This window comes from Constrictibacter sp. MBR-5 (assembly GCF_040549485.1).
Classification (GTDB): Bacteria; Pseudomonadota; Alphaproteobacteria; order JAJUGE01; family JAJUGE01; genus Constrictibacter.
In genome coordinates this window covers 324472-349891 of sequence record NZ_JBEPTK010000002.1, presented here as the reverse complement: position 1 = coordinate 349891, position 25420 = coordinate 324472, and the positions used below count along the sequence as shown (strand labels likewise).

Genomic DNA, 25420 nt, shown 5'->3' with positions numbered 1-25420 from the left:
TCAGACCCCGGCCTGCTGCCGCTGGCGCCGCAGGTGCGGCGGCATCTCCTTGTAGACGCCCTCGAACATGTCGCGCGCCGACGGCTTGCCGCCGGAGTGGAGCGTGCCGTGGCGCTCGGCCTCCTTCTGGGCGGCGATCACCTCGGCCTCGACCTCGGCGGCATACTGGGCGTGCCGCTGGTCGGACCAGACGCCGCGCACGACCAGGTGGTTCTTCAGCCGCTCGATCGGATCGCCCAGCGGCCAGGCGTCGGACTCCTCCTTCGGCCGGTAGGCCGAGGGATCGTCGGAGGTCGAATGCGCCGCCGCGCGGTAGGTCACGTACTCGACCAGCGTCGGCCCCAGGTTGCGCCGCGCCCGCTCGATCGCCCACTGCGCCACGGCATGCACGGCGAGATAGTCGTTGCCGTCGACCCGCAGCGACGGGATGCCGAAGCCGTGGCCGCGCGCGGCGAAGGTGCCGGAGCCGCCCTTGGCGATGCCCTGAAAGGTCGAGATCGCCCACTGGTTGTTGACGATGTTGAGCACCACCGGCGCCTTGTAGGTCGAGGCGAACACCAGCGCGGCGTGAAAGTCGGACTCCGCCGTCGAGCCGTCGCCGATCCAGCCGGCGGCGATGCGCGTGTCGCCCTTGATCGCCGACGCCATCGCCCAGCCCACAGCCTGGATGTACTGGGTGCCGAGATTGCCGGAGATCGAGAAGAATCCGTGCGCCTTCGACGAGTACATGACCGGCAGCTGCCGGCCGTGCAGCGGGTCGCGCTCGTTCGAGTAGATCTGGCACATCATGTCGACCAGCGGGTAGCCGCCGGCGACCAGCAGCCCCTGCTGGCGATAGGTCGGGAAGTTCATGTCGCCCGGCGACAGCGCGTGCTGGAAGGCGCAGGCGATGGCCTCCTCGCCCAGGCACTGCATGTAGAAGGACGTCTTGCCCTGGCGCTGCGCCATCAGCATGCGCGCGTCGAAGGCGCGCACCTTCATCATGTCGCGCAGCCCCTGCAGCGCCGCCTCGTCCGAGAGCCCGCCGGCCCATGGCCCAACCGCCTCGCCGTCGCGGTTGAGCACGCGGATGATGGTGTAGCCCAGGTCGCGGATGTCCCTGGGCGCCACGTCGACCGCCGGCCGCCGCACCGAACCGGCGCGCGGGATGGCGACGCCGCTGAAGTCGGGCTTGCCGCCCGGCCGCACCTCCGGCTCCGGCACCTTCAGGCTGAGGGGTGAATACTCGCTCATGCCGCGCGTCCTCCGGCCGAAGATACTGCCGCCGTCCCGCCGGCAGGCGGCATGTGCCGAGAGACGGCGGACGGCACGTGCCGAGAGACGACAGTATCCCGGCGCACGGTCATGTCGAGTATCGGCCCGCCCAGTCAGCCGTGCGGTCAGCCTTTCCCGGGATACGGAGTCTGCTTCAGCAGCCGCGCCAGGTGCACCGCGTTGATCGCCAGCATCTTCGTCGCCGCGGCGACGCTCTCCGGCGGCGCACCGAGGTCCTTGTAGTCGACCGATCCCATCGCCTCGCCGACCCAGTAGGTCACGCCGTTGGCGGGGATCGTGAAGCCGACGTCGGACAGAGCCTGGTAGAGCTCCGCGGTCACATGGTGCGCGCCGTCCTCGTTGCCGACCACGGCGACGGTCGCGACGCGGCCGAAGGACGGCATGCGCTCCCTGTCGTCGGTCTCGCCAAGGAAGGCGTCCATGCGCTCCAGCGCCCGCTTGCAGACGCTCGACGGCTGGCCGAGCCAGATCGGCGTGCCCATCACCAGGATGTCGGCATCCAGGATCCGCCTGCGCAGCGCCGGCCATTCGTCCCCTTCGCCTTCGTCCGAGGTGACGCCCGGCTTGATGTTCAGGTCGGCCAGCCGGACGATCTCCCCCGTCACGCCGAGCTGGCGCATCTCGGCCAGCACGTCGCCGAGCAGCCGCTCGGTCGAGGACGGCTTGTCCGACGATTTCAGCGTCGCGTTCAGAGCGATGGCTTTCATGTCGAGGCTCCGTATGGCTGTCCAGCACGCCCAACCCGCGGCGGCGGCACCGGTTCCGACGCGTTTACGCGCGCCGCGTCCCGCAGCAGACTGGCCCGCCGCCACCACCGGCGGACGGGGGAGCGACGATGTCTCGGGATGCGGAACCGGCGGGCACTCCGGACGAGGCGGCCAAGTGGCCGAACCTCGCCCTTCTCGCCGCCGTTCAGGTGCTGGCCCTGGCGCTGTGGTTCTCCGGCACCGCGATCGTCCCCGCCCTGAAGGCCGAGGCGGCGCTGAGCCCGTTCGCCCAGTCGCTGTTCACCAGCGCCGTGCAGGTGGGCTTCGTCGCCGGCACGCTGGTCAGCGCCGTGCTCGGCCTGCCCGACCGCTGGGACCCGCGCGCGCTGTTCATGTGGGCCGCCCTGGTGGGCGCCGCCGCCAACGCGCTGATCCTCGTGGTCCCGCCGGACGGGGCGTCGGTCGTCGCACTGCGCTTCGTCACCGGCATCGCCATGGCCGGCGTCTATCCCGTCGGCATGAAGCTGGCGGCGGGATGGGCGAAGGGCGACCTCGGCCTGATGGTCGGGCTGCTCGTCGGTGCGCTGACCGTGGGATCGGCGGTGCCGCATCTGTTCAACGCGCTCGGCGGCGTCGACTGGCGCCTGACGATCGGTGCGGCGTCCCTGTCGGCCGGTGTCGCGGCGCTGCTGATCCGCCTGTTCCGCCTCGGCCCGAACCACCGGCCGGCGCCGCGCTTCGACCCGGCGGCCGTGCTGGAGATCTGGCGCAACCGCGGCGCGCGCCTCGCCACCCTGGGCTATCTCGGCCACATGTGGGAGCTCTACGCCGTCTGGGCCTGGATCGGCGTCTTCCTGGCGGCGAGCTTCGCCGAGGCGGCCGGCGGCGCCACGACCGGCACCGCCGTATGGGCCGGCCTCGCCACCTTCGCCATGATCGGCGCCGGCAGCATCGGCGGCGTCGGCGGCGGGCTGATCGCCGACCGGATCGGGCGCACGACGCTCACCATCGGCGCGATGGCGGTCAGCGGCGCCTGCTGCATCGCCGCCGGGCTGCTGTTCGGCGCGCATCCGCTGCTGCTGACCGCGCTCTGCCTCGTCTGGGGTGTGACCATCGTCGGCGATTCCGCGCAGTTCTCGGCGAGCGTCGCCGAACTGTCCGACCCGGCGCGGGTGGGCACGATGCTGACGCTGCAGACCTGCCTGGGCTTCCTGCTGACCCTGCCGACGATCCACATGATGCCGGGCCTGGTCGAGGCCGTCGGCTGGCGCTGGGCCTTCGCGCCGCTCGCCGTCGGGCCGCTGCTCGGCTGCATCGCGATGTGGCGGCTGCGGCGCAGCCCCGACGCGGCGAAGCTGGCGGGCGGCCGGGGATAGGCGGCCCGCCCTGCCCTTTCGCGCCGCGGCGGTTATATGGACGACGACGAAGCGGTGCGCATGCGGGGGCTGACGGGGTGATCTCGGGACATCTGCGAACGAACGAGGCCGGCCGGCTGCTGCGCGTGGCGCTGCTGGCCGTCCTCCTGGCCGTCGGCGGCACGGCGGCGGATGCCCAGACGCCGGCGCCCTCCCCGCCCGCCGTCGAAGCCCCCGCGGAACCGGCGGCGCCGCCGACCGACGCGACCATCGCCGGCCGCATCGGCGCGACGCTCGGCAACTACGACACGTTCGAGCAGGTCCAGGTGTCGGTGCAGGGCGGCGTCGCACGGCTGAGCGGCGAGGTGCCGTCGCCCGGCGAGCGCGAGCGCGCCGCCACCCTCGCCGGCCGGATCGACGGCGTGCTCGACGTGCGCAACGACCTGCGCGTCAGCGAGGACGTCGCCCGCCAGGCCGGCCGCGCCTGGCACCGCATCGCCGCGCGCGCCGAGGACTATCTGGTCTACATGCCCGTGCTGGCGCTGGCGCTGGCCGTCTTCGTCCTGTTCTGGTTCGTCGCGCGCTGGCTCTCGGCGCGCGAGGCGCTCTACCGGCGGGTCAGCCCGAACCGCTTCGTGCGCCAGCTGGTCGCCCAGGTCGTGCGCTCCGTCGTCGTCATCGTCGGCCTGGTCTTCGCGCTGGAGATCCTGGAGGCGACGGCGCTGATCGGCGCGGTCATGGGTGCGGCCGGCGTCACCGGCCTCGTCGTCGGCTTCGCGCTGAAGGAGATGGTCGAGAACTACGTCGCCGGCGTCCTGCTCAGCCTGCGCCAGCCGTTCAGCCCGCACGACCTGGTGCAGATCGACGGACGCGAGGGGCATGTGGTCCGCCTGACCTCGCGCGCCACCATCCTGCTGACGCCCGAGGGCAACCATGTGCGGCTGCCGAATGCCCTGGTCTTCAAGGGCGTGATCGTGAACTTCACGCGCAATCCGGAGCGGCGCTTCGACTTCACCCTGGGCCTCGCCACCGACACCGACCTCGCCGCGGCGCAGGCGCTGGCGATCGAGACCGTCGGCGCGGTCGAAGGCGTCCTGCAGAACCCGGCGCCCGACGCCTGGATCTCGGCCGTCGGCGATTCCAGCCTCTCCCTCTACATCATCGCCTGGGTCGACCAGCGCCGGCACGCCTTCCCCAAGGTGCGCAGCGAGGCGATCCGCCAGGTGCTGGCGCGTTTCGGCGCCGCCGGCATCGAGACGCCGGAGCCGATCTACCGCGTCAACCTGACCTCTGCGCTGGCGACGGCCGGCGATGCGGCCCGGCCGCCCGCGCGCCCGCCAAAGCCCGCCCCGAAACCTGCAGGCACGGCCGCCGCGGCCGGGGTCGACCTGACGCCCGACACCCATCTCGACGCCGAGATCGCGCGCGAGCGGTCGCAGACGGACAGCGAGGACCTGCTCGACCCGGCGGCGAAGAAGGAATAGCGGGCCCCTTCCGCGGCCAAGGGCGCTGCCGCTACTGCGCGTCCGGATGCTCCTGGACGAACCGCCGCAGCACCAGCTTCAGCGCCAGGGCATGGTCGCGGTCGCCGCGCCGCTTCGCCGCCTCGATGTCCTCGAAGATGATCTTCTTGATCGCCGGCGGACCGTCCGGCCGGTGCAGCAGATAGTTGCCGTATTCGAGGGCGGCCATCTCCGGCAGGTGTTCGTGCTCGGCGATCGCCTCGATTTCTTCCTCGGTCAGTTCCGATTGCGAGATGCAGTCCTGCAAGCCGGCGAGCATCTCTCCCTCCTTGGCGGGTTGTATTCCCCCAGGAGACTTTACGCTTCCGCGACGGAATTGCTACGCCGCCCCGCGCACCGCCGCCGCCGGCAGGTCGAACGCCGCGGCGAGCAGCTCGTAGGAGCGCAGCCGCGCCTCCCAGCTGCCGGTGATCGTCACGACCACCACCTCGTCGACGCCGTATTCCGCCGCCAGCGCCTCCAGGCGTGCGCGCACGAAGGCGGGATCGCCGATCACCTGCCGCTTCCGGTTGAAGGCGATCCGTTCGATCTCGTGCGGCGCGTAGTCGTGGGCGAGCGCCTCGTCCAGCGTCGGGATCGAGCCGCGGTTGCCGTAGTCGGCGCGCACCCGCCACAGGTCGCGCGGCTTCGCCTGGCGGTCCGCCTCCTCCATCGTCTCGGCGCAGACGACGTGCACGCCGATGCTGCCCTTCGGTGCCGCCAGCTGCGGCGACGGGCGGAAGTTGCGGCGATAGGCCTCCATCACGTCGGTGCCGCCCTCGCCGTTGATGAAGTGCGCGAAGGAGAAGGGCTGCCCCAGGAAGCCCGCCAGGATGCCGCTCTGGTCGCTGGAGCCCAGCAGCCACACCTCCGGCACCGTGGCGCCGTCCGGGATGACCTTGATCCGCGCGAACGGGTGGTCGCCCGGCACGCTGCCGTGCAGGAAGTCGAGCAGGTCGCGGATCTGCCGCGGATAATGCTCGATCGAAATCGGCTGGTAGGCCGGCGACAGCGCCACCGCCGTGATCTGGTCGCTGCCCGGCGCCCGCCCCAGGCCCAGGTCGATGCGGCCGGGATGGAAGGCGTCGAGCACGCGGAACGTCTCGGCCACCTTCAGCGCGCTGTAATGGTTCATCATCACGCCGCCGGAGCCGACGCGCAGCCGCGTCGTCGCCGAGGCGATCTGCCCGATCAGGATCTCCGGGGCGGAGCCCGCCAGGCCGCCGCTGCCGTGATGCTCGGCCACCCAGTAGCGGTGATAGCCCAGCCCGTCCGCCGCCACCGCCAGCGCCACGCTCTCGCGCAGCGCATCGACGGCGGTGGCACCGACCCGGATCGGCGACTGGTCCAGGACGCTCAGCTTCATCGGACGACCATGGTCATGCCTCGGCGCGACGGGTTGCCGGCCCCGATCCTTACGGTCAGCCTTACGGCCGCACGATCACCTTGCCCAGGACGGCGCGGTCCTCGAGGATCTTCACCGCCTCGCGGCCCTGCTCCAGCGGCAGCACCCGGTCGATGGCCGGCGTCAGCCGCCCGTCGGCGATCATCTCCATCAGCGTCTCCAGGTCCTGCACGGTCCAGCTGTTGGATCCCAGGATCTTCAGCTCGAACGTCCAGATGAAGCGGATGTCGGTCTTCGGGTCGTAGCCGGCGGTCGCACCGCAGGTCAGCATCCGCCCGCCGCGCTTCAGCGACCGCATCGAGGGCACCCAGCTGTCGCCGCCGGTGAAGTTGACGACCACGTCGACGCCGCCGTCGAAGGTGCGGCGGTGCGGCTTGCCGTACATCTCCCAGATCTTCTTCTCGAAGCCGTCGTAGAAGATGCCGTGGTCGGCACCCAGGTCCTTCAGCTTGTCGAGCTTGTCCTGCGCCTGCGACGCGACGATCACCTCGCAGCCCGCCATCTTGGCCAGGAACAGGCAGCAGGTGCCGACGCCGCCGCTGGCGCCCAGGATCAGCACCTTCTCGCCGGCCTTGATGTGGCCGTTGGTGAACATCATGCGGTGCGCCGTGCCGTATGCCACCGGCAGCGACGCCGCCTGCTCGAAGGTGACGCCCTCGGGGATGCGGATCAGCTGCTTGCCCGACGCCAGGCAGTATTCCGCCATGCCGCCGTCCAGCATCTCGCCCATCAGGCCCTTCTGCGGATGGATCGGATTGACCAGCACCCGGTCGCCGGCCTTCCAGCCATCGACCCCCGGCCCGACCTCGACCACCTCGCCGGCGACGTCCAGCCCCGGGATGATCGGCAGCGGCACCTTGATGCCCGGCATGCCGCGGCAGGTGAACACGTCGTGATAATTGATCGAGGTCGCCCCGACCTTGAGGACGACATGGCCCTCGGTGACCTGCGGGTCGCGGTAGGACGGCTCGAATGTGAGATTGTCCACCGAGCCGTGCTGGTGGAGGACGACGGCCTTCATACCTGATCTCCTTGGCGCGCAGAAATGTCAGACGAGAGGATGGGGCTTGGGTAGCAGCAAGCGATGCAAGCGGCAAGCCGCAGGGGGCGGAGCACCGCGCACCGCGCGCCGCGGCGCGCAGTCGTTTCGCACCGCCGCCCCCTCTCCACTATCGCCCCTCTCTCCATTGTCGCCCCTCTCTTCCATTGTCGCCCGCGGGCTTGACCCGCGGGCCCAGGGGCAAAGACGTCGGCACGGAGGCATCGATGGGATCGTGCCCACCCCGCTTCCAGAACCTGTCCTGAGCCCGTCGAAGGACGGGCCTCCGGCCTGCCCTCCTCAGCACGAGGGCCTACCGCACCGTCACACCAGGACCAAACGCCCCAGTAGGAACGCCTCATCCTGAGGAGCGGCCCCAAGGCCGCGTCTCGAAGGACGAGGCGTTCCGGGCCAACGGCTCGGAGGCGCCCGCGAGAGCGGCATACGCTACACCCGCTATATCCGCAGGCTGATGGAGCAGGACATCTCCGGCCGCTGACGCCGCGACCGCACCGGCGCTTGTCGGTCAACGTGAAGCGGGCCAATCCCCGCCTGATTCGCGAAAGGTTCAGCGTGGTGCTGGACGCAGCAGTGCCGCTGCCGGACGGTCCACAAGATTGCATCTTGACGCCCGTCAGAACCGTGCGATCCTCTTCTCTAAGGGGGCATCCGCGATCACCCCGTGAGGCTTCGGCCGAAGCATCGCGTCCAATCTCCAGCTTCAGGAGTGGACGCCTATGGCCGCCCCGGATGTCATTACGCCTGCACAATTATCTCGGCTGGTCGGTACGCCCGAAGCGCCGGTCATCATCGACGTGCGCACCAAGGAAGACCATGCGGCCGATCCCCGCGAACTTCCCGGCGCCATCCGCCGTGACTATCGCGCCGTTGCGGCATGGGCGTCCGCCTATGCCGGGAAATCGGCCGTCGTCGTCTGCCAGCGGGGACAGAAGCTGAGCCAAGGGGTGGCCGCGTGGCTGCGCCAGAGCGGCGCCCAGGCGGAAACGCTGGAAGGCGGGTTCGAGGCGTGGGCCGCCACCGGCAGCCTTCTCGTCCGGCCCGAGCATCTGCCGTCGCGCGATGCCGAGGGGTCCACTCTGTGGGTGACGCGTGCGCGACCCAAGATCGACCGTATCGCCTGCCCTTGGCTGATCCGCCGGTTCATCGACCCCTCCGCCATGTTCCTGTTCGTTGCCGCGCCCGAGGTGCAGCCAGTGGCGGAGCGTTTCGGCGCTACACCCTTCGATATCGAGGGGGTGTTCTGGAGCCATCGCGGTGAGCAATGCACCTTTGACGTGATGGTCGACAGCTTCGGGCTGCGCTCGAAGGCGTTGGACCGCCTCGCGCTGATCGTGCGCGGCGCCGATACGGACCGGCTTGATCTCGCTCCCCAGGCTGCTGGGCTGTTGGCCGTGTCTCTGGGCTTGTCACGCCTCTATCGCGACGACCTCGCCCAGCTCGATGCGGCAATGATCGTCTATGATGCCTTCTACCGTTGGGCGCGCGATGCGACAGCGGAAACCCACAACTGGCCGTCGCCGCCGATACGCCCGGCCGCAGGGGCAGGCACATGAGCGACGGCGCCCTGGAAGCGACTGGCGGCGTGGCCTCGATACCGGCGCATGTCGCGGCGGAAGCACGTTTGCCGAGCTTCGGCGAAGCCTTCCATGTCTGGCTTAAAATCGGACTGCTCTCCTTCGGCGGCCCGGCGGGACAGATCGCCCTGATGCACCGAGAGGTGGTGAGCGAACGCCGATGGATCGGCGAGCGCCGTTTCCTGCATGCCTTGAACTTCTGCACCCTCTTGCCTGGACCCGAGGCGCAGCAACTGGCGACCTATCTGGGCTGGACCATGCATGGCGTGCGCGGCGGCCTCGTCGCTGGTTTGCTGTTCGTCATTCCCGGCGCGCTCGTCATGCTCGCCTTGTCCCTGATCTACGCTACCCTCGGCGATGTGCCGGTGGTCGACGCCCTGTTCTTCGGCCTCAAATGCGCCGTGCTGGTGATCGTGGTCGAGGCGCTGCTGCGGATCGCCCGCCGCGCCCTCAGAGGCACGGCAGGCTGGGCACTGGCTGGGGCCGCCTTCATCGCCCTGTTCTTTCTCGGTCTGCCGTTTCCGCTGGTGGTGTTGGGGGCCGGCGTCGTCGGCTATCTCCGGCCCGAAGCGTTCACGGCCGGCGGCCATGGCGACGCGAAGGATGATGCCCCGGCGCTAATCGACGCGGTGCTCGCCACCGATCCAGGTCGGTTGGACCGGCAGGCCTCCCGCGCCCGCCGGGCCGGCTGGATCGGATTGGTGCTATGGCTGGTGCCGGTCGCGCTGCTCATGCTGGTGGTCGGCGGTACCTATGCCGACATCGCCTGGTTCTTCTCCAAGATGGCCGTGGTGACCGTTGGCGGCGCCTACGCGGTGCTCGCTTATGTCGCGCAGGACGCGGTGCAGGCCTATGGATGGCTGACCGCGCCGGAGATGCTGGCAGGGCTCGGCCTCGCCGAAACGACCCCCGGGCCGCTCATCCTCGTCCTGCAGTTCGTCGGCTTCCTGGCGGGCTACCGTGCCCCGGAAGCCTTGAGCGGCGTGCCGGGCGGCATCGTCGGCTCGATCCTCACGGTGTGGGTGACCTTCGCGCCCTGTTTCGTGTTCGTCTTTCTAGGCGCGCCACTGATCGAACGCTTGCAGGCAAACCAGGCCCTCGCCGGCGCACTGGCGGCGATCACGGCCGCCGTTGTCGGCGTCGTCGCCAATCTTGCCGTTTGGTTCGGCCTGCGCGTGCTGTTTCGCGAACAACACCGGGTAGAGGCAGGGCCGCTGGCTTTCGATCTGCCAATCGGGGCGACCCTCGATGCCGCGGCGCTCGCGCTGACGATCGCCGCCGCCGCCTGCCTGTTCGCCTTCAGGCTCGGGGTGTTGCGCACGCTGGGCATCACGGCGGCGCTGGGGCTGGTAGTGCGGTTCGCCCTTGGCATTTGAACGTCGGCCGGGGCTTCACCGCCGGCCCGCGTTCTCAATCCATGCGCTTGAGGCTGGAATACTCCCCCTGCACCTGCAGCGTGACGGTGACGTCGGCCTTGGTGCGGTTGCGCCAGAACCAGCCGTGATTGCCGTCGAAGGCCGCCTTCAGGACACCTTCGTCGCCCTTGACGCCCCGCCCTTTCTCATAGCTGACGGCGTTCCCCGGGCCGTCGCCGTGCAGGTCGAAATTCACGACACCGCTGGAGGCCCGCCACAAATAGGTCGCCTCGCTGCCCTTCGTCATCTCGAGCTTCACCTCGGTGCCCTCACCGGGTTTCAGGGTGACCGACATCTCGTCGGACCGGGCCGCCGAGGCATTCTGGACGGTGCTCGCATCGTGGCCGTGCATCGCGCCGGGGCCATGCGCCGCCGCCGGACGGATCAGCAGTGACGCGAAGACACTACCGATGGTACCGGAGCGCCGATCCGGGTTCGGGGCTGTCGCGGGAGCGTTCTGCAGGTCGCGCAGGCGGTCGGCTTCGGCCTCGTCGGCGAGCTGCGACTTGATCTCGCCCATTTCCGTCAGGCCGAGCGCCCCCCCGATGCCGGTGGGATCGATGCCGTACTCGGACGGCAGCACGACAGTGACGAGCAGCACCGCCGCGGTCACGATCGCGATGCCGGTCGATCGCAGGAGCTGCCGGGACGTGGGCAGTTCGGCGCGGGTGGGCATATCGGTGTTGTACATGAGGGTTCCTCTCGATCGTTCAGGAGACGGCATAGCCGGTGAGCTGATAGCCGATCAGCATGAAGCCGGCCGTCATCATCGCGACGTTTGCGGTATAGGCGTGGCGCCAGAAGCTGGGGTGCCGCCGCCAGAAGCCCATCGCGATCAGGATCGCGCCCAGGGCCAGAAGCTGGCCGATCTCGACGCCGACATTGAAGGCGAGGAGGTTCGGGACCAGCCCGTCGCTGGCGATGTCGTAGTCGATGATCTTGCTGGCGAGGCCGAAGCCGTGAAACAGGCCGAAGATCAGCGTCGCGGCCTTCGTGTCCGGTTGGAAACCGAACCAGCGCTGGAATGCGCCGATATTGTCGAGCGCCTTGTAGACGACGGACAGGCCGATGATGGCGTCGATGAGGTAGCTGTTGATCCCGATGTCGAAATAGACGCCGAGCAGCATCGTGGTCGAGTGCCCGATCGCGAACAGGCTCACATAGACCGCGATATGCTTCATCCGGTAGAGGAAGAAGATGACGCCCAGCAGGAAGAGGATGTGGTCGTAGCCGGTGACCATGTGCTTTGCGCCCAGATACACGAAGGGCATCAGGTGGACGCCGGTTATTTCCTGGATGTAGCCCTTGTCGCCTTCGGCGACGGCATGCGCCGCCACGGCCGTCGGGAGCACCCACAGCGCGGCGAGCAGACCGAGGAGAAGGGACCATCGCGGGCCATGCGGAACCATTGGTTACTCCGTTCGAGCGGTACCGAGCCGCGGCTCAGGAAAAAGGGGCGGCGGACAAGTGCAGCCAGCCCTGCACGCCGACATAGACGCCGACGAGGATGATGAGGGCTCCGAAGGCGTAGGGCGCACGCCGTGCGGCGGTGGCGAGCCACGTCCAGCGGCGCGTTGCGTGACGCACGCTCAGGGCGGTCATGCTTCCCACCGCGACCAGGGTAATGGCCACTCGACCGAGAACGCCATCACCATGGTCGCGCCGAGGGCGAGTTCTTTCAGTTGCAGGCAGAGCAGCAGGACGGTGATCGCCGCTGGGCACGGTGGAGTGCCCCGGCTCCAGACCATGCAGCACGCCGAGCAGGATGGCGCTCGGAATGAAGAGCCACGCGTGCCCGGCACCCTGCTGCGGAAGATCGGTGAACGAAGCCACCCGGCCTCCTAGAGATACTTCGTGAGGGCCTTGAACTCGGACAGCGCCTCTCGGGCCGCTCGTCCCGTACCCTCCGTCGCATCGACCAGGCAGTGGTCAATATGGTCGTGGATCAGCTCACGCTTCGCATTGCCGATGGCGTGCTCGACGGCATGAAGCTGCTGCGCCAGATCGAGGCAGGGGCGCTCGTTCTCGATCATCGCGATGACCGAGGTCAGGTGTCCGGTGGCGCGCTTCAGCCGTTTGACGATGTCCGGGTGCGACGTGTGTTTCATAAGGCTATCCTACCCAGGGGGATAGGATAGGCAATCCCTTTCGCTCGGTATGGATGGCTGGCCGCAATCCGACGGTCCCGGCCGGCGGACGCTTCCAGCCCGCATTGTCCGCAGGAAGTTACTCCTTACATGGATAACCCCGTCTGGGCGGGGATCGCTGTTGCACGCCGTGAAGACATCGGGAGGGCTCCCCCGCCGACAGGCGGTCGCCTTGCATCCGCCGGGCCCGCGCTCGCCCCACGAAAAGGAAGGAAAGGGAATGAAAGGGAACATGGGTCGGCACACGGCCCTGCCGGAACGGAAGGGTCACCGCTCGCACCCGTTCCGCCTGACGCATCGAGCAGAAAATTGCGCACCGCGACCGCCGCATCCGCGATTTCTCAATTAAATCAAAATACTGACCGATTCTCGTCACGCGCGGGATCGGCCTCCACGGGCCGGAACAAGCGCCACTTGGCTCCAATTGGCTCCAATTGGCCCGAATTGGCCCTCGTCTGGTCCCGGCTTCGCCCCCACCGGCCCCCGCCGCGGCGACCGGGACGCTCGCCGTTCGTGCCCCGTCCGGCATCCAGCCCCTTGCGCATGGCGCGGGTCCTGCATTCTGATGCGCGTCCGTTTCCCTCCGACCGCACACAGGACTGGCGCATGGCGCACACCGGCAATCTCGGCGACCTGATCGACCGCAGCAGGGACCTCGACAAGCTGGCGCTGATCGATCTGCTCGACGAGGCGCGGCCGCGGCGCCTCACCTATCGCGAGCTCGACGCCGAGGCGGACGCCGTGGCGCGGGGGCTCGTGGGGCGCGGCATCCGGCGCGGCGAGCGGGTCGGGATCCTGGCGATCAACCGCACCGAATTCCTGGCGACGTATCTCGGCATCATGCGCGCCGGCATGGTCGCCGTGCCGGTGAACCACAAGTTCCCGCGCGAGACGATCGGCTTCATCCTGGCCGACTGCGACGCGAAGCTGGTGTTCGCCGACGCCGAGCGGGCGCCGATGGTGCCGACGCACCTGACCACGGTCTCGTTCGACGACGAGGGTCCCGCCGGCTACCGCGCCTTCCTCGACCCCGGCCCATTCGAAATTGTGCGGCCGGCGGACGACGAGGTGGCGATGTTCCTTTACACCTCCGGCTCGACGGGCCGGCCGAAGGGCGTGCCCCTCACCCACTACGGCCATCTCTGGGTGATCCGCACCCGCGGCCGCGGCGCCGACGCCAGCGCCCACCGCTTCCTGGTGGCGGCTCCGCTCTATCACATGAACGCGCTGGCGATCAGCAAGTACGCCCTGTGGTCGCACGCCACCATCGTGCTGATGCCGCAGTTCAAGGCGCCCGCCTATCTGCGCGCCATCGCCGACCACCGGGCGACGTGGCTGACCTCGGTGCCGACCATGCTGGCGCTGATCCTCCAGGAGAAGGAGCTGCTGGCGACCCTCGACCTCTCCTCGGTGAAGGTGGTCGCGATGGGCTCGGCGCCGGCGACCCAGGCGCTGATCGACAGCGTCCGGGCGACCTTCGCCGGCAGCCGCATCGCCTACGGCTACGGCACGACCGAGGCGGGGCCGACCAGCTTCGGCCCGCACCCGGAGGGCATCCCGACGCCGGACCTGTGCGTGGGCTACCCGCTCGCCGACCCGGAGGTGCGCGTCCGCCTCGTCGACGGCGATAACTACGACGCCGACCAGGGCGTGCTGCACCAGGACAACCCGGCGCGCATGCCGGGCTACCACAACATGCCCGAGAAGACCGCCGAGGCGATCACGCCCGACGGCTACTACATCACCGGCGACGTGTTCCGGCGCGACGAGCACGGCTTCTACTATTTCGTCGGGCGGGCGGACGACATGTTCGTCTGCGGCGGCGAGAACATCTATCCGGGCGAGGTGGAGAAGATGCTGGAGCGCCACCCGGCGATCGAGCAGGCCTGCGTCGTGCCCGTCGCCGACGAGATCCGCGGCCAGAAGCCCGCCGCCTTCATCGTGCCAGCCAAGGGTGCGGAGATCACGGAGCGCGACGTGAAGGACTACGCCCTCGCCAACGCCCCACCCTACCAGCACCCCCGCCACGTCGAGTTCATGGACGAACTGCCGCTGGCCAGCACCAACAAGATCGACAGGAAGCTGCTGACGGAGATGGCGCGGAAGTGGGAGGCGTAGGGCCGCCAACCCCTTCCGTCATTGCGAGCCGAAGGCGAAGCAATCCAGTCCGGCGCACCGACTCTGGATTGCTTCGTCGCTGCGCTCCTCGCAATGACGGCGGTGAAGATGGCGCCGCACCCGCATTGCACGCCGCTTCGGCCTGCGGCACTACTCGCTGCGATCCCTGAACGGAGCGCGACCATGAGCTACGAGACGCTGCTGTACGAGGTGGAGGACGGCATCCTCACCCTCACGATGAACCGGCCGGACAAGCTGAACGCCTACAACGCCACGATGCGCGAGGAGTCGATCGCGGCACTCGACCGGGCGGACAGGGACGACGCGGTGCGGGCCATCGTCGTCACCGGCGCCGGCCGCGCCTTCTGCGCCGGTGCCGACCTGTCGGCCGGCGGCGAGACGTTCGACGCGGCGAAGAAGGACTTCGTCGACGGCGAGGACCGGCTGCGCGACGGCGGCGGGCGCATGACGCTGCGCATGTACGACATGAAGAAGCCGATCATCGGCGCCATCAACGGCCCGGCGGTCGGCATCGGCGTCACCATGCAGCTGGCCATGGACATCCGCCTCGCCTCGACCAAGGCGCGCTTCGGCTTCGTCTTCAGCCGCCGCGGCCTGGTCATGGAGGCCTGCTCGAGCTGGTTCCTGACGCGCCTCGTCGGCATGGGGCAGGCGCAGGAGTGGGTGCTCACGGGCCGCATCTTCGACGCCGAGGAGGCGAAGGCGGGCGGCCTCGTCCGCTCGATCCACGAGCCGGACGACCTGCTGCCGGCGGCCCGGGCGCTGGCGCGCGAGATCGCCGACAACACGTCCGGGGTCTCGGTGGCGCTCTGCCGGCAGATGCTCTGGAAGATGGCCGGCGCCGACCACCCGATGGAGGCGCACAAGATCGACAGCCGCGGCATCCGCTACATGGGCGCCAACGCCGACGCCCGCGAAGGCATCCAGTCCTTCCTGGAGAAGCGCCCGGCGAAGTTCGCGATGAAGCCGAGCAGCGAGATGCCCGACTGGTACCCGTTCTGGAAGGAGCGGACGTTCGAATAGGCGGCGGCATCGGCGGCCGGGCAGTCCGTCCGATCGGAACGATGCCGGGGGAGATGCGTTTGTCCGTGTCGACCAGCCAAGGATGAACGCATGAACTCCAGCATCACGGACTATCTGAACAGCGGCCCCGAGCTCTCGATGGGCGAACGGGCGGTGAGCGTGGTCGGCGGACTGATGCTGGCGGCGGCCGGCACGCAGCCGCGCCCCAACATGTTCCTGAGCGCGCTCGCCGTCGCGGCCGGCTCCTATCTCGCCTATCGCGGCGCGGCCGGCTACTGCCCGCTCAAGGCCGCCATCGCCGACAGCGGCATCGTCGACGACAGCCGCGGCGAGATCGCGCCCGGCGCCATCTGAGGGGGGATAAAGACATGTCGATACTCTGGATGATCATCATCGGTGGCATCGCGGGTGCCCTGGCGCGCTTCCTCATTCCCGGCGACAAGCATCCGGGCGGGATCATTCTGACCATCGTGCTGGGCATCGTCGGCGCCTTCGTCGCGACCTTCCTCGGCCGCGCGATCGGCTGGTACGGCCCGGCCGACGGCGCCGGCCTCATCGGCGCCGTGGTCGGATCCGTCATCGTGCTCCTGATCTTCGGCGCGATTACCGGCCGCAAGCGCTCGTAACGGCGGCACGCGGCCGTCAGGCACTGCGGGCCGCGCCGGGATCGGGGCGGCCGTTTCGCTTCAAAGCGGCGGTCGCTTGTCCGCCCACGGACGAGCCTGCTCGAACGCTGCGGCTGCCTGCAGCACGGTCAGGTCGGCGAAGCGGCGGCCGGCGATCTGGAGGCCGACGGGTAGGCCGTCTTTGGTGAAGCCGCACGGAACGCTGGCAGCTGGGGTGCCGGAGAAGTTGAACGGCCAGGAGAACTCGGCCCAACTGATCCAATCCCAGGGATGCTCCGGCCAATGCGCCGGCTGAAGGCGCTCCGCCGGAAAGGCCGCAACGGACACGGCCGGCGTCAGCAGCAGATCCCAGTCTTGGAAGAAGCGGTTCACGCTCTCGATGTAGCGCAGCTTGCGTCCGCGAACCGCCAGATACTCCGCGGCACTGCGTCCCTCCGCCTCCTCCATGCAGGCGACCAGCCCCGGATCCATGCGGTCGCGATACTCGGCCAGGAACGGCGCGTAGGTCCCCATCTGCGTCGACCACATGAAACGAACGAGCTCAGGCCCGTCCGTCTCGAAGTGCGGCGTCACCTCCTCGACCGTCACGCCCAGCCCGGCGAACGCCTTCACGGCGTCCGCGACGAGGGTGGCGATCTCGTGATCGACGCGCGCGTGACCTAGATCAGGGCTGTAGGCGACCCTGAGGCCAGAGATCCCTTCACGGAGGCGGGCGCTGTAGTCGGCTGGCGGCGCCTCCAGCGTCCAGTGGTCCAGCGGCGCGGGGCCGGCCATCACCTTCATCATCAGAGCGGCGTCGGCCACAGTGCGGGTCAGCGGCCCGTTGTGCGACGTCTGGTCGTTGTTCGGGACCGGCCAGTTCGGCACCCGCCCGAACGTCGGCTTCAGGCCGAAGACGCCGCAGAAGTGGGCTGGCATGCGGATCGAGCCGGCACCGTCCGACCCCTGGTGCAGCGGCCCGAAGCCGGCCGCCGCGGCGGCGCCCGCCCCTGCGGAGGAAGCGCCGGCATTGTGTCCGTGCCGCCAGGGATTGTGTGTGATCCCGGTCAGCGGGCTGCGGCTCACGCCGGTCCAGCCGAGTTCGGATGTCGTCGTCTTGCCTAGGATGACTGCGCCGGCGGCTTTCAGCCGCGCCGCGAACGGCGTGTCGACGTCGGCGATCTTGCCTTTGGCGGTGTAGGATCCGCGTTCGGTCGGCAGGCCGGCCACGTCCGCCAGATCCTTCACCGTCGCGACGACACCGTGCAGCGGGCCAAGAGCGCCGCCCCCCATCACTGCCGCCTCCGCGGCGCGCGCCGCCGCCATCGCGCCCTCGGCATCCAGTGCTGCGAAGGCATTCACCTTGCCGTCGACCGCGGCGATGCGATCCAGCACGGCCCGCGTCGTCTCGACCGGCGATACCTCCTTGCTTCGGATCATCGCCGCCAGGGTCGCCGCCGGCGTGAAGCAGAGTTCGGTATCGCCCATCACATTCATCCTTTTCAAGCACCACCGCGATCGTAGGCGCGAAGCGGCATGTCGGCCAAGGGATGCGACTGCCGTGCCAGCGCGCGGCTTGCCTGCGACATTTCGGCATTCGCCCGAGGGCACCTTGGAAATTTGATCCGGATCAAGCCGGTGCGTCGGCCGTCCGCCTAGCGTGCGGCCACCTACCCTGGAGACTGGAACCGAGACAATGAACCGCCTTTTCGGCCTTATGGCCGGTGCCGCCATGATCGCTGCCGCCGCCGTTCCCGCGCACGCCCAGGAGGCTGTCCGCGGCAAGCATGCGGGCGATTTCCTGATCGGCGCCAGCGTGATCGGCGTGCTGCCGCATTCCGGTGGCCATGTCGAAACGATCGGCGGCGAGCCCGACGCGTCCGATTCCTGGACCGGACAGATCGACTTCACCTACTTCCTCATGGACACCCTGTCGCTCAACCTGATCGCCGCCACGACGCGACATGAGCTCGACGTGAAGGATTCCGCGCTCGGCGACGTCGACCTGGGCCGCGTCTGGGCCCTGCCGCCGACACTGACGCTGCAGTATCACCCACTGCCCCGGGAGCGCTTCAGCCCGTATATCGGGGTGGGCGTGAATTACACGGTCTTCTATGCCGAGGGCGGCGGCCGCAGTGCGCCGGTGACCGACGTCGACGTGAAGAATGCGTTCGGCGTGGCCCTGAATGCCGGTCTCGATATTGAGATCGCGCCGAACTGGGTGGCAAACTTCGACGTGAAGCACCTCTGGCTGCGCCCGGACGTCCGCGTCAACGACGGCGCCATCAACGCGACGACCCGCCTCGACCCGTGGATCGTCGGTGCAGGTATCCGCTACCGCTTCTGACGCTCCGCCGCCCTCCTACGCGGACTGCGACGAGCGCTGCTCCTGGTAGCGGCGCTCGATCGCGTCCCATATCAGACCGGCGACGTTCGTTCCGTCGAACCGCTCGATCTCCTGGATGCCGGTCGGCGAAGTCACATTGATCTCGGTGAGCCAGTCGCCAAGGACATCGATGCCGACGAACACGAGGCCCTGGTCGCGTAGCGTCGGTCCGATGGCGTGGCAGAGTTCGACCTCGCGCGGCGTCAGCGTCGTCTTTACCGCCTTGCCCCCCACATGCAGGTTCGCCCTCGCCTCGCCCCTGGCCGGAACCCGCAGCACCGCGCCGGCCGGCTCGCCATCGACAAGGATGATCCGCTTGTCCCCGGCGCGCACCTCCGGGACATAGCGCTGGACGATTACAGGCTCGCGATACAGCGTCGTAAACAGTTCCAGCAGCGCCGTCAGGTTCTCGTCGCCCGGCGTGATGTGGAAGACGCCGGCGCCGCCATTGCCGAACAGCGGCTTGATGATGATGTCTTCGTGCTCCTCGCGGAACGCGATGATCTCCTGCCGGTCGGCGGTGATCAGCGTCGGCGGCATGACGCCCTCGAAATGCGTGACGAACAGCTTCTCCGGTGCGTTGCGCACGCTCGCGGGATCGTTCACCACCAGGGTTTGCGGATGGACGTGCTCGAGCAGGTGGGTGGCGGTGATATAAGCCATGTCGAATGGCGGATCTTGGCGCATCAGGATCACGTCCATAGTCGCCAAGTCCACGACCGACGAGTCGCCGAACTCGAAATGCCGACCCCGCTCGCGCTTCACCCGCAGCGGCCTGACCCGGGCATAGAGCCTGCCGCTCTTGAAAACCAGGTTCTGCGGCAGGTAATGGAACAGACCGTATCCCCGCTTCTGCGCCTCGAGCGCGAGCGCGAAGGTACTGTCGGCGTCGATGTCGATCGTCTCGATCGGATCCATCTGGATGGCGACGGCAAGGCTCATCGCGGATACGTCCCTTCGCACGCGGGTTGGGCGACCGCGGTTATAGCCCGCCGAACGGGCCGGCCTCAATCGAGAGCACCATCCTAGTTCAGGCGATTGCGCAGATCCTGGAGCAGGGTCGCCATGCGGTGCCGCGCCTGCTGTCCGCGCTCGACCTCCAGATAAGCCTCCAGCTGGGCGATCGCGGTTTGCAGGCGGCCGAGATGAACGTTCAGCAACGCCGCCTCGCGCATTAGCTCCGGTACGCCCGGAGCGATCCACAGCATCCGTTCGACGACGCGAAGGGCACGCGCGGCATCCTTGGACTGCAGTAGCCGCAGCTTGATGTTGTTCTGCAGGCGCAGCAGCACGTCGCGTCGCCCGACCGGCGCATAATGGCTCGGCAGCAGCTCGGCATCGGGCCTGCCGCCGGCCTTCAGCAGTTCGCGCAGGTCCGGCACCGAGCGTTCTCGGCAGCCTTCAAACGGGTCGAGAATCGCTCGGGCACCGCCGCAGTCGAGCCTGAGCAGGAAGTGACCGGGGAAGTTCAGACCGACCATGTCCCAGTCGAGGCGTTGCGCCACCGCCAGCAAGAGAATGCCGAGGGCTACAGGCAACCCCTTCCGCCGATCGATCACGCGCAACAGGTTTGCGTTCTGCAGGTCGTCGTAGGTCAGCGTGTCGCCGGCATAGCCGTGCCGCTCCACGAAGACGGCACGTAACGCCGCAACGCGCCCCTCCAAGCCGTCGACGGCCATCGCGGCCGCGCCGACCTCCTCGGTCAGGGTCCCGAGGTGGTCGCGATAGCGATCGAGCGCCACGCGCTGCCGGTCGCAGGCGGCGAGAACCAGCGCAGCTTCGCCGATATCGATCTCGGCGTCGGGCTGCTGCGCGAGGCCGCGCAGGTAAGTCTCGGCATCGATATCCAGATCCATCGTCACAGGTTCCTCGCGGACAGCGCCGCGTTCAAGCCCCTTCGGTTCAGCCCGGCGGCCGCCATGCGTCGCGTAGGTGCGATGGAAGACGCCAAGGCCGAATGACGACAACGTCGAAGCGCATCGTCGGTGCCGCGAGATGGTTGCGCCTTGCGGCATACCATGCGGCTGCCCGCTCGATGCGTCGCTGCTGCCGCGGAGTGACCGCCTCGAGCGCGGCCTTGTGGGCGACGCGAGCCTTCACCTCCACGAAGATCAGCAGCAATCCGCGGCGAGCGACGATGTCGATCTCGCCGGCCGGCGTGCGGACGCGCCGACCCTCGATACAATAGCCCTTGCAGCGCAGATAGAGCGCGGCGACCGTCTCCGCGCGGCGCCCGGCGGATTCCCGGTCGCGGCGCCGCGCCGACCGCAGGGCGCGCGCGGGGTCGTCCATGACTACTCGCGACGTCCGAGCGCCAGGGCGCGGGCATAAAGTTCACGCTTGGGGAGGCCGGTGACCTCGGCCACGGCGGCGGCCGCATCGCGCACGCCCGAGGTGGCGAGAGCCGCCGTCAGCATCCCGTCCACGTCCACCGCATCGACAGCCGGCGCCTCCGGACCGCCGACCACGACGACGATCTCGCCTTTGGGAGGTTCGTTCCGGTAGCGAGTCGCCAGTTCCGATAGGCGACCCTCCACCACCTCTTCGAACAGCTTCGTCAGTTCGCGTGTGACCGCGGCCGGCCGGTCCCCCAGGACCTCAGCCATGTCGGCAAGCGCATCCGCCAAGCGGTTGGGGCTCTCGTAGAACAGGAGAGTGGCCGGAACGGCGCGCAGCTCCCCCAGGGCGGTCCTGCGCGCCGACTGGCGCGGCGGCAGAAACCCCGCGAACATGAACCTGTCCGGCGGCAGCCCCGACAGCTGAAGTCCCGTCACTGCGGCGCACGCACCGGGGATCGCGGTCACGGCACTTCCTTGCGCCCGCGCCTCGCGCACCAGCTTGAACCCGGGATCGGAGACGAGGGGCGTCCCCGCGTCGCTGACGAGCGCCACTCTGCCGCCCTCCGCAAGACGCGACAGCAGGCGGGGCCGAGCCTCGTCCGCGTTGTGATCATGATAGGGGATCAGTCGCGCGGCGATGCCGTAGCGCTGCATCAGCCGGCCCGTATGACGCGTATCCTCGCACGCGACAACGTCAGCACCGCGCAGGACCTGCAGCGCGCGTAGCGTGATGTCGTCCGCGTTTCCAATCGGCGTCGCGACCAGATAGAGGCCGGGCGTGATCGAAGCTGCATCGCTCGGGGATTCGGAACCCCTGCTGTCCATTGCCGTTTGCTCCCGCCGGACCCGTTAGCTAGGTTTGATCCCGTTCGGCCGTCGGTTCGTGGAGGAAGATTGTGAACACACCCCCCTGCCCCGCCAACCGACCGGCACCGGTCGCCGCTGCAGTCAAGGCGAGGAGCCGCGGTATTGCCGCTGCGGCGCTGGTCTGCGCCGCGGCACTCCTCGCCGGATGCGGCAGCAGCGGCACCAGCGGCGGCAACGTACAACAGCCGGCCCCCCGCTACGATACCAGCCAGGTGCCGCCCTACCTCCCGAAGGACCTGCTGACCGACACCAGCAAGCCTGCCGAGAAGGTGAAGGTGGCGCTGCTGCTGCCGCTGTCCGGGCAACATGCCGCCATTGGCGAGGCCCTCCTGAAGGCATCGCAGATGGCGGTGTTCGATGTGGCGGACGATAATTTCACGCTGGTCCCGCTGGACACCCAGGGCACTCCCGACGGCGCCGCGGAAGCGACCCGCACCGCGCTGCGCCAGAACGTGAAGCTGATCCTGGGCCCGCTGCTGAGTACTTCGGTGCGCGCGGCATCCAACGCGACCCGCGGCACCGGCGTTAACATCATCGCCTTCTCCAACGACCAGATGGTCGCCGGCAACGGCGTCTACTTGATGGGCTTCCTCCCGGGCCAGGAGGTGCAGCGCGCTGTCGCCTATGCCAGCAGCCGCGGCCTGCGCCGCATGGGCGCGTTCGCGCCGGACAGCCCCTATGGCCGCCTCGCCGTAGGGGCGCTGCAGTCGAGCGCCAGCCGCTATGGCGGCACCGTGGCACGAACCATCATCGTACCGGAGAATCCGGCTTCCGTGGCCAGCGGTGCCAGGGAATTCGCGCAAGGTGACAGCTACGACGCGATCCTGCTGCCCTTCAGCGGCCCTGCTCTCAATGACGTGGCTCGGCAGCTTCAATCGGCCGGCATCGAGCCGTCGCGCACGAAGTTCCTCGGGACCAGCCAGTGGGACCATCCCAGCAACACCCTCTACCAGGAGCCGTTGCTGAACGGCGGATGGTTCGCCCTCGTGCCACCTGAAAAGCGCGCCGAATTCGAGCGGCGTTACGCCAGCAACTATGGCGGCAAGCCTCCGCGCATCGCGACTCTCGCCTATGATGCGACGGCACTGACTGCACTCATCGCCAAGTCGCCGAACGCGCGCTTCGACCAGCAGGCCATTACCAATCCGCGTGGCTTCGCCGGCGCCGACGGCTATTTCCGCTTCCGGCCGGACGGTACGGCCGACCGCGGTCTCGCCATTATGGAGGTCGTGCCCGGCGGCCTTCGCATCGTCGACCCGGCGCCGACGCGGGCCGAGGACCTATCCTCCTGACGATCACTTCGGCTGCTTGCAGCGTGTTCCGGCCGCCGGAACTGTAGCGCTTGATGAATGTTCCTCCGGCGCTGGCATTGGCCGGCGCCATTTGGAACAGGAATCGCAGAATGTCGGGCGAACTGACGGGAAAGAAGGTTGCGATCATCGCGGCGGACGGATTTGAAGAGGTCGAACTGTCGGAGCCGCGCGCGGCGCTGCAGCAGGCGGGAGCGACGGTCCATATCGTCGGGCTGAAGCCTGGGACAGTGCGCGGCTATCGTCACCTGGAGCCTGGAGAGACGGTGGATGTGGACGTCCCGCTGACGGCTGGGCGCGCCGACGACTATGACGCGCTCTTCATTCCCGGCGGTCTCTACAACCCCGACGCGCTGCGCAGCGACCAGGGGATGATCGATTTCGTTACGCACTTCTTCCGCAGCGGCAAGCCTGTCGGTTCGATCTGCCACGGCCCACAGGTCCTGATCACCGCCGGCCTTGCGAGCGGGCGGACGATGACCGGCTGGAAGGCGATCCAGGTCGACTTAAAAAACGCTGGCGCCACCGTTCGTGACGAGCCCGTCGTGGTAGACGGTAACCTGATCACCAGTCGAAACCCCGGCGACCTCGAACAGATGTGCCCCCGCCTCGTCGAGGTTTTTGCGGCTTCCGGCAGGGCCGACTGACGCCGCGGAGGCCTCAGGCAGCCTCGAACTTTCCGAACTCCCAGTCCTTCCCCGGTGCCGCGTCGAACAGGGAACGGGTATAGGCGTGACGAGGTGCGGCGAAAACCTCCGTCGCCGTACCGTACTCCACCACCTCGCCCTTGTGCATCACCGCCACGCGGTCGCAGACCTGAGCGGCCACGCGCAGGTCGTGCGTGATGAACAGCATGGCGAGGTCGAATTTCTTGCGCACGTCGTCGAGCAGTTCCAGGACCTGCGCCTGCACGGAGACATCCAGGGCGGACACGGCCTCGTCGGCGATCAGCAGTTCGGGCTCCATGGCCAGCGCGCGCGCGATGCAGATGCGCTGCCGCTGCCCGCCCGAGAACTGGTAGGGGTAGCGGTCGACGGCCCTGGGATCGAGTCCGACGAGTGTCATCAGGTCCTTCGCGCGGTCCCAGGCCTTGGCCTTCGACAGGCCGAAGTTCATCGGCCCCTCGGCGATCGAGTCGCCGACGCTGCGGCGCGGATTAAGCGACCGATAGGGATCCTGGAAGACGATCTGCACGCGCTTGCGATGCCGGCGGAGCGAGCTGGTCGGCAGGTGCGCGATATCCGCGTCGTCCAGATAGATGTTGCCGCCGGTCGGCTCGATCAGACGCACGATGCAGCGGGCTACCGTCGATTTTCCGGACCCCGACTCGCCGACGATCCCCAGCGTCTCGCCGCGCTTCACGTCGATGTTCACCTCATGCGCGGCGCGCACGATCCGTGACTTCTGGAAGAACGACTTGCCGCCGTACACCATCTCCAGATTGTGCGTCTTCAGAACCGTCGCCGACGTCGGATCGGGTCGACGCGCGCGCGGCGTCATGCTCGGAACCGAGGAGATGAGCATGCGCGTGTACGGGTGCTGCGGATTGCGCAGCACCTTCCGCGCGTCGCCCGTCTCGACGACGAGGCCGTTCTGCATGACGACGACGCGATCGGCGATCTCCGCCACCACGCCGAAATCGTGGGTGATGAACAGGACGCCGGTATTGTGATCGCGCTGCAGATCCTTCATCAATCGCAGAATCTGCGCCTGCGTCGTCACGTCGAGCGCGGTGGTCGGCTCGTCGGCGACCAGCAGGGCCGGCTCCATCACCAGCGCCATGGCGATCATCACGCGCTGGCGCTGGCCGCCCGAGAGCTGGTGCGGATAGGCGTTCCGGATACTCGCCGGATCCGGCATGTGCACGTCGCGCAGGATGCCCAGGACGCGCTCGCTCCTCTCCTGCGGCGACATCGTGCTGTGGACCTTCAGGACCTCCTCGATCTGATCGCCGACCCGCATCACCGGGTTCAATGCCGTCATCGGCTCCTGGAAGATCATCGACATGCGGCTACCGCGCAGTTCGCGCATGCGCGCGGGCGTCGCCTTCAGCAGATCCTCCCCCTGCAGCAGCAGGCGGCCCGCTGTCGGCGTCAGCTGGCGCTTCGGAAGTAGGCCCATAACGGTGTATGCGGTGACCGACTTACCCGAGCCGGACTCGCCGACCACGCATAGGATTTCCTGCGGCTTCACGTCGAAGCTGACGTCCTGGACGGCATTCTTGCGATCGGCGTTGCCGGGCAGCGCCACGGTCAGGCCATCGATTCGCAGAACCGGCTCGATGGAGGGTCCGTTCGATGCGGTCACGGGC

General features: G+C 68.5%; 26 protein-coding genes. 11 read left to right on the top strand and 15 right to left on the bottom strand.

What is annotated here, in order from left to right; all coding sequences use genetic code 11:
- Nucleotides 1-1233, bottom strand: a complete 1233-nt coding sequence (locus ABIE65_RS05650) for a 3-methyl-2-oxobutanoate dehydrogenase (2-methylpropanoyl-transferring) subunit alpha (protein WP_354076182.1) — start codon at nt 1231-1233, stop codon at nt 1-3.
- A 146-nt stretch (nt 1234-1379) separates the two neighbouring features.
- Nucleotides 1380-1982, bottom strand: a complete 603-nt coding sequence (locus ABIE65_RS05645; protein WP_354076180.1) for a flavodoxin family protein — start codon at nt 1980-1982, stop codon at nt 1380-1382.
- Between the two features lie 128 nt (nt 1983-2110).
- Here ABIE65_RS05645 and ABIE65_RS05640 point away from each other — a divergent pair, with 128 nt between their 5' ends.
- Nucleotides 2111-3358 carry an MFS transporter gene (locus ABIE65_RS05640; protein WP_354076178.1) on the top strand — a complete coding sequence of 416 codons (1248 nt, stop codon included), beginning with the start codon at nt 2111-2113 and terminating at the stop codon, nt 3356-3358.
- Nucleotides 3359-3435: 77 nt separating this feature from the next.
- A complete protein-coding gene (locus tag ABIE65_RS05635) occupies nt 3436-4821 on the top strand; it encodes a BON domain-containing protein (protein ID WP_354076177.1) in 1386 nt (461 codons plus the stop codon).
- A gap of 31 nt (nt 4822-4852) precedes the next feature.
- Here ABIE65_RS05635 and ABIE65_RS05630 read toward each other — a convergent pair whose 3' ends face one another.
- The 3 genes from ABIE65_RS05630 to ABIE65_RS05620 all read right to left on the bottom strand — a co-directional run bounded on the left by ABIE65_RS05630 (nt 4853) and on the right by ABIE65_RS05620 (nt 7265).
- Nucleotides 4853-5119 (bottom strand): hypothetical protein, encoded by a 267-nt coding sequence (locus ABIE65_RS05630; protein ID WP_354076175.1) that lies wholly within the window; start codon nt 5117-5119, stop codon nt 4853-4855.
- A gap of 60 nt (nt 5120-5179) precedes the next feature.
- A complete protein-coding gene (locus ABIE65_RS05625; RefSeq protein ID WP_354076173.1) occupies nt 5180-6205 on the bottom strand; it encodes an LLM class flavin-dependent oxidoreductase in 1026 nt (341 codons plus the stop codon).
- Nucleotides 6206-6266: 61 nt separating this feature from the next.
- Complete coding sequence (locus tag ABIE65_RS05620; RefSeq protein ID WP_354076171.1) at nt 6267-7265, bottom strand: zinc-binding dehydrogenase; 999 nt, start codon at nt 7263-7265, stop codon at nt 6267-6269.
- 755 nt (nt 7266-8020) lie between these two features.
- Between ABIE65_RS05620 and ABIE65_RS05615 the strand changes: the two genes are divergently transcribed.
- Nucleotides 8021-8857: a chromate resistance protein ChrB domain-containing protein gene (locus ABIE65_RS05615; RefSeq protein WP_354076169.1), complete on the top strand. Its 837-nt coding sequence runs from the start codon at nt 8021-8023 to the stop codon at nt 8855-8857.
- Nucleotides 8854-10254: a chromate efflux transporter gene (gene chrA, locus ABIE65_RS05610; RefSeq protein ID WP_354076168.1), complete on the top strand. Its 1401-nt coding sequence runs from the start codon at nt 8854-8856 to the stop codon at nt 10252-10254. Before ABIE65_RS05615 ends, chrA begins: the two co-directional genes overlap by 4 nt.
- Nucleotides 10255-10288: 34 nt before the next feature.
- Here chrA and ABIE65_RS05605 read toward each other — a convergent pair whose 3' ends face one another.
- From ABIE65_RS05605 to ABIE65_RS05590, 4 genes are read right to left on the bottom strand one after another with little or no spacing between them, the layout of a single operon-like run.
- A complete protein-coding gene (locus ABIE65_RS05605) occupies nt 10289-10984 on the bottom strand; it encodes a transmembrane anchor protein (RefSeq protein WP_354076166.1) in 696 nt (231 codons plus the stop codon).
- 19 nt (nt 10985-11003) lie between these two features.
- The gene (locus ABIE65_RS05600; protein ID WP_354076164.1) at nt 11004-11702 is read right to left on the bottom strand and encodes a HupE/UreJ family protein; all 699 of its coding nucleotides are present in this window, start codon (nt 11700-11702) and stop codon (nt 11004-11006) included.
- Nucleotides 11703-11736: 34 nt separating this feature from the next.
- Nucleotides 11737-12126, bottom strand: coding sequence for a sulfite exporter TauE/SafE family protein (locus ABIE65_RS05595; protein ID WP_354076162.1), 390 nt, complete (start codon nt 12124-12126; stop codon nt 11737-11739).
- A gap of 8 nt (nt 12127-12134) precedes the next feature.
- Entirely contained in the window at nt 12135-12401 is a 267-nt protein-coding gene (locus tag ABIE65_RS05590; protein WP_354076161.1) for a metal-sensing transcriptional repressor, read from the bottom strand.
- Between the two features lie 645 nt (nt 12402-13046).
- Here ABIE65_RS05590 and ABIE65_RS05585 point away from each other — a divergent pair.
- The 4 genes from ABIE65_RS05585 to ABIE65_RS05570 all read left to right on the top strand — a co-directional run bounded on the left by ABIE65_RS05585 (nt 13047) and on the right by ABIE65_RS05570 (nt 16228).
- A complete protein-coding gene (locus tag ABIE65_RS05585; protein ID WP_354076159.1) occupies nt 13047-14558 on the top strand; it encodes a class I adenylate-forming enzyme family protein in 1512 nt (503 codons plus the stop codon).
- A gap of 183 nt (nt 14559-14741) precedes the next feature.
- Nucleotides 14742-15602, top strand: coding sequence for a crotonase/enoyl-CoA hydratase family protein (locus ABIE65_RS05580; RefSeq protein WP_354076158.1), 861 nt, complete (start codon nt 14742-14744; stop codon nt 15600-15602).
- A gap of 90 nt (nt 15603-15692) precedes the next feature.
- A complete protein-coding gene (locus ABIE65_RS05575) occupies nt 15693-15956 on the top strand; it encodes a hypothetical protein (protein ID WP_354076156.1) in 264 nt (87 codons plus the stop codon).
- A gap of 14 nt (nt 15957-15970) precedes the next feature.
- Nucleotides 15971-16228, top strand: a complete 258-nt coding sequence (locus ABIE65_RS05570) for a GlsB/YeaQ/YmgE family stress response membrane protein (protein ID WP_354076155.1) — start codon at nt 15971-15973, stop codon at nt 16226-16228.
- 60 nt (nt 16229-16288) lie between these two features.
- Here ABIE65_RS05570 and ABIE65_RS05565 read toward each other — a convergent pair whose 3' ends face one another.
- On the bottom strand, nt 16289-17695 hold the full coding sequence (locus tag ABIE65_RS05565; RefSeq protein WP_354076154.1) for an amidase family protein: 1407 nt from the start codon (nt 17693-17695) through the stop codon (nt 16289-16291).
- A gap of 208 nt (nt 17696-17903) precedes the next feature.
- Here ABIE65_RS05565 and ABIE65_RS05560 point away from each other — a divergent pair, with 208 nt between their 5' ends.
- Complete coding sequence (locus ABIE65_RS05560; RefSeq protein WP_354076152.1) at nt 17904-18554, top strand: OmpW/AlkL family protein; 651 nt, start codon at nt 17904-17906, stop codon at nt 18552-18554.
- A 15-nt stretch (nt 18555-18569) separates the two neighbouring features.
- On the opposite strand, the gene gshB is transcribed toward ABIE65_RS05560, so the two are convergent.
- From gshB to rsmI, 4 genes are all read right to left on the bottom strand, one after another.
- On the bottom strand, nt 18570-19535 hold the full coding sequence (gshB, locus tag ABIE65_RS05555) for a glutathione synthase (RefSeq protein ID WP_354076150.1): 966 nt from the start codon (nt 19533-19535) through the stop codon (nt 18570-18572).
- 83 nt (nt 19536-19618) lie between these two features.
- Nucleotides 19619-20608, bottom strand: a complete 990-nt coding sequence (locus tag ABIE65_RS05550) for a SirB1 family protein (protein ID WP_354076148.1) — start codon at nt 20606-20608, stop codon at nt 19619-19621.
- Nucleotides 20496-20885 (bottom strand): YraN family protein, encoded by a 390-nt coding sequence (locus tag ABIE65_RS05545; RefSeq protein ID WP_354076146.1) that lies wholly within the window; start codon nt 20883-20885, stop codon nt 20496-20498. Before ABIE65_RS05545 ends, ABIE65_RS05550 begins: the two co-directional genes overlap by 113 nt.
- Before the next feature lie 2 nt (nt 20886-20887).
- Entirely contained in the window at nt 20888-21757 is an 870-nt protein-coding gene (gene rsmI / locus ABIE65_RS05540) for a 16S rRNA (cytidine(1402)-2'-O)-methyltransferase (protein WP_354076145.1), read from the bottom strand.
- A 71-nt stretch (nt 21758-21828) separates the two neighbouring features.
- Here rsmI and ABIE65_RS05535 point away from each other — a divergent pair, with 71 nt between their 5' ends.
- Complete coding sequence (locus ABIE65_RS05535; RefSeq protein WP_354076143.1) at nt 21829-23091, top strand: penicillin-binding protein activator; 1263 nt, start codon at nt 21829-21831, stop codon at nt 23089-23091.
- Between the two features lie 110 nt (nt 23092-23201).
- A complete protein-coding gene (locus ABIE65_RS05530; RefSeq protein ID WP_354076141.1) occupies nt 23202-23756 on the top strand; it encodes a type 1 glutamine amidotransferase domain-containing protein in 555 nt (184 codons plus the stop codon).
- Nucleotides 23757-23769: 13 nt separating this feature from the next.
- Here the strand turns inward: ABIE65_RS05530 and ABIE65_RS05525 are convergent, their stop codons facing one another.
- Nucleotides 23770-25416: an ABC transporter ATP-binding protein gene (locus ABIE65_RS05525; RefSeq protein WP_354076139.1), complete on the bottom strand. Its 1647-nt coding sequence runs from the start codon at nt 25414-25416 to the stop codon at nt 23770-23772.
- Between the last annotated feature and the right edge of the window lie 4 nt (nt 25417-25420).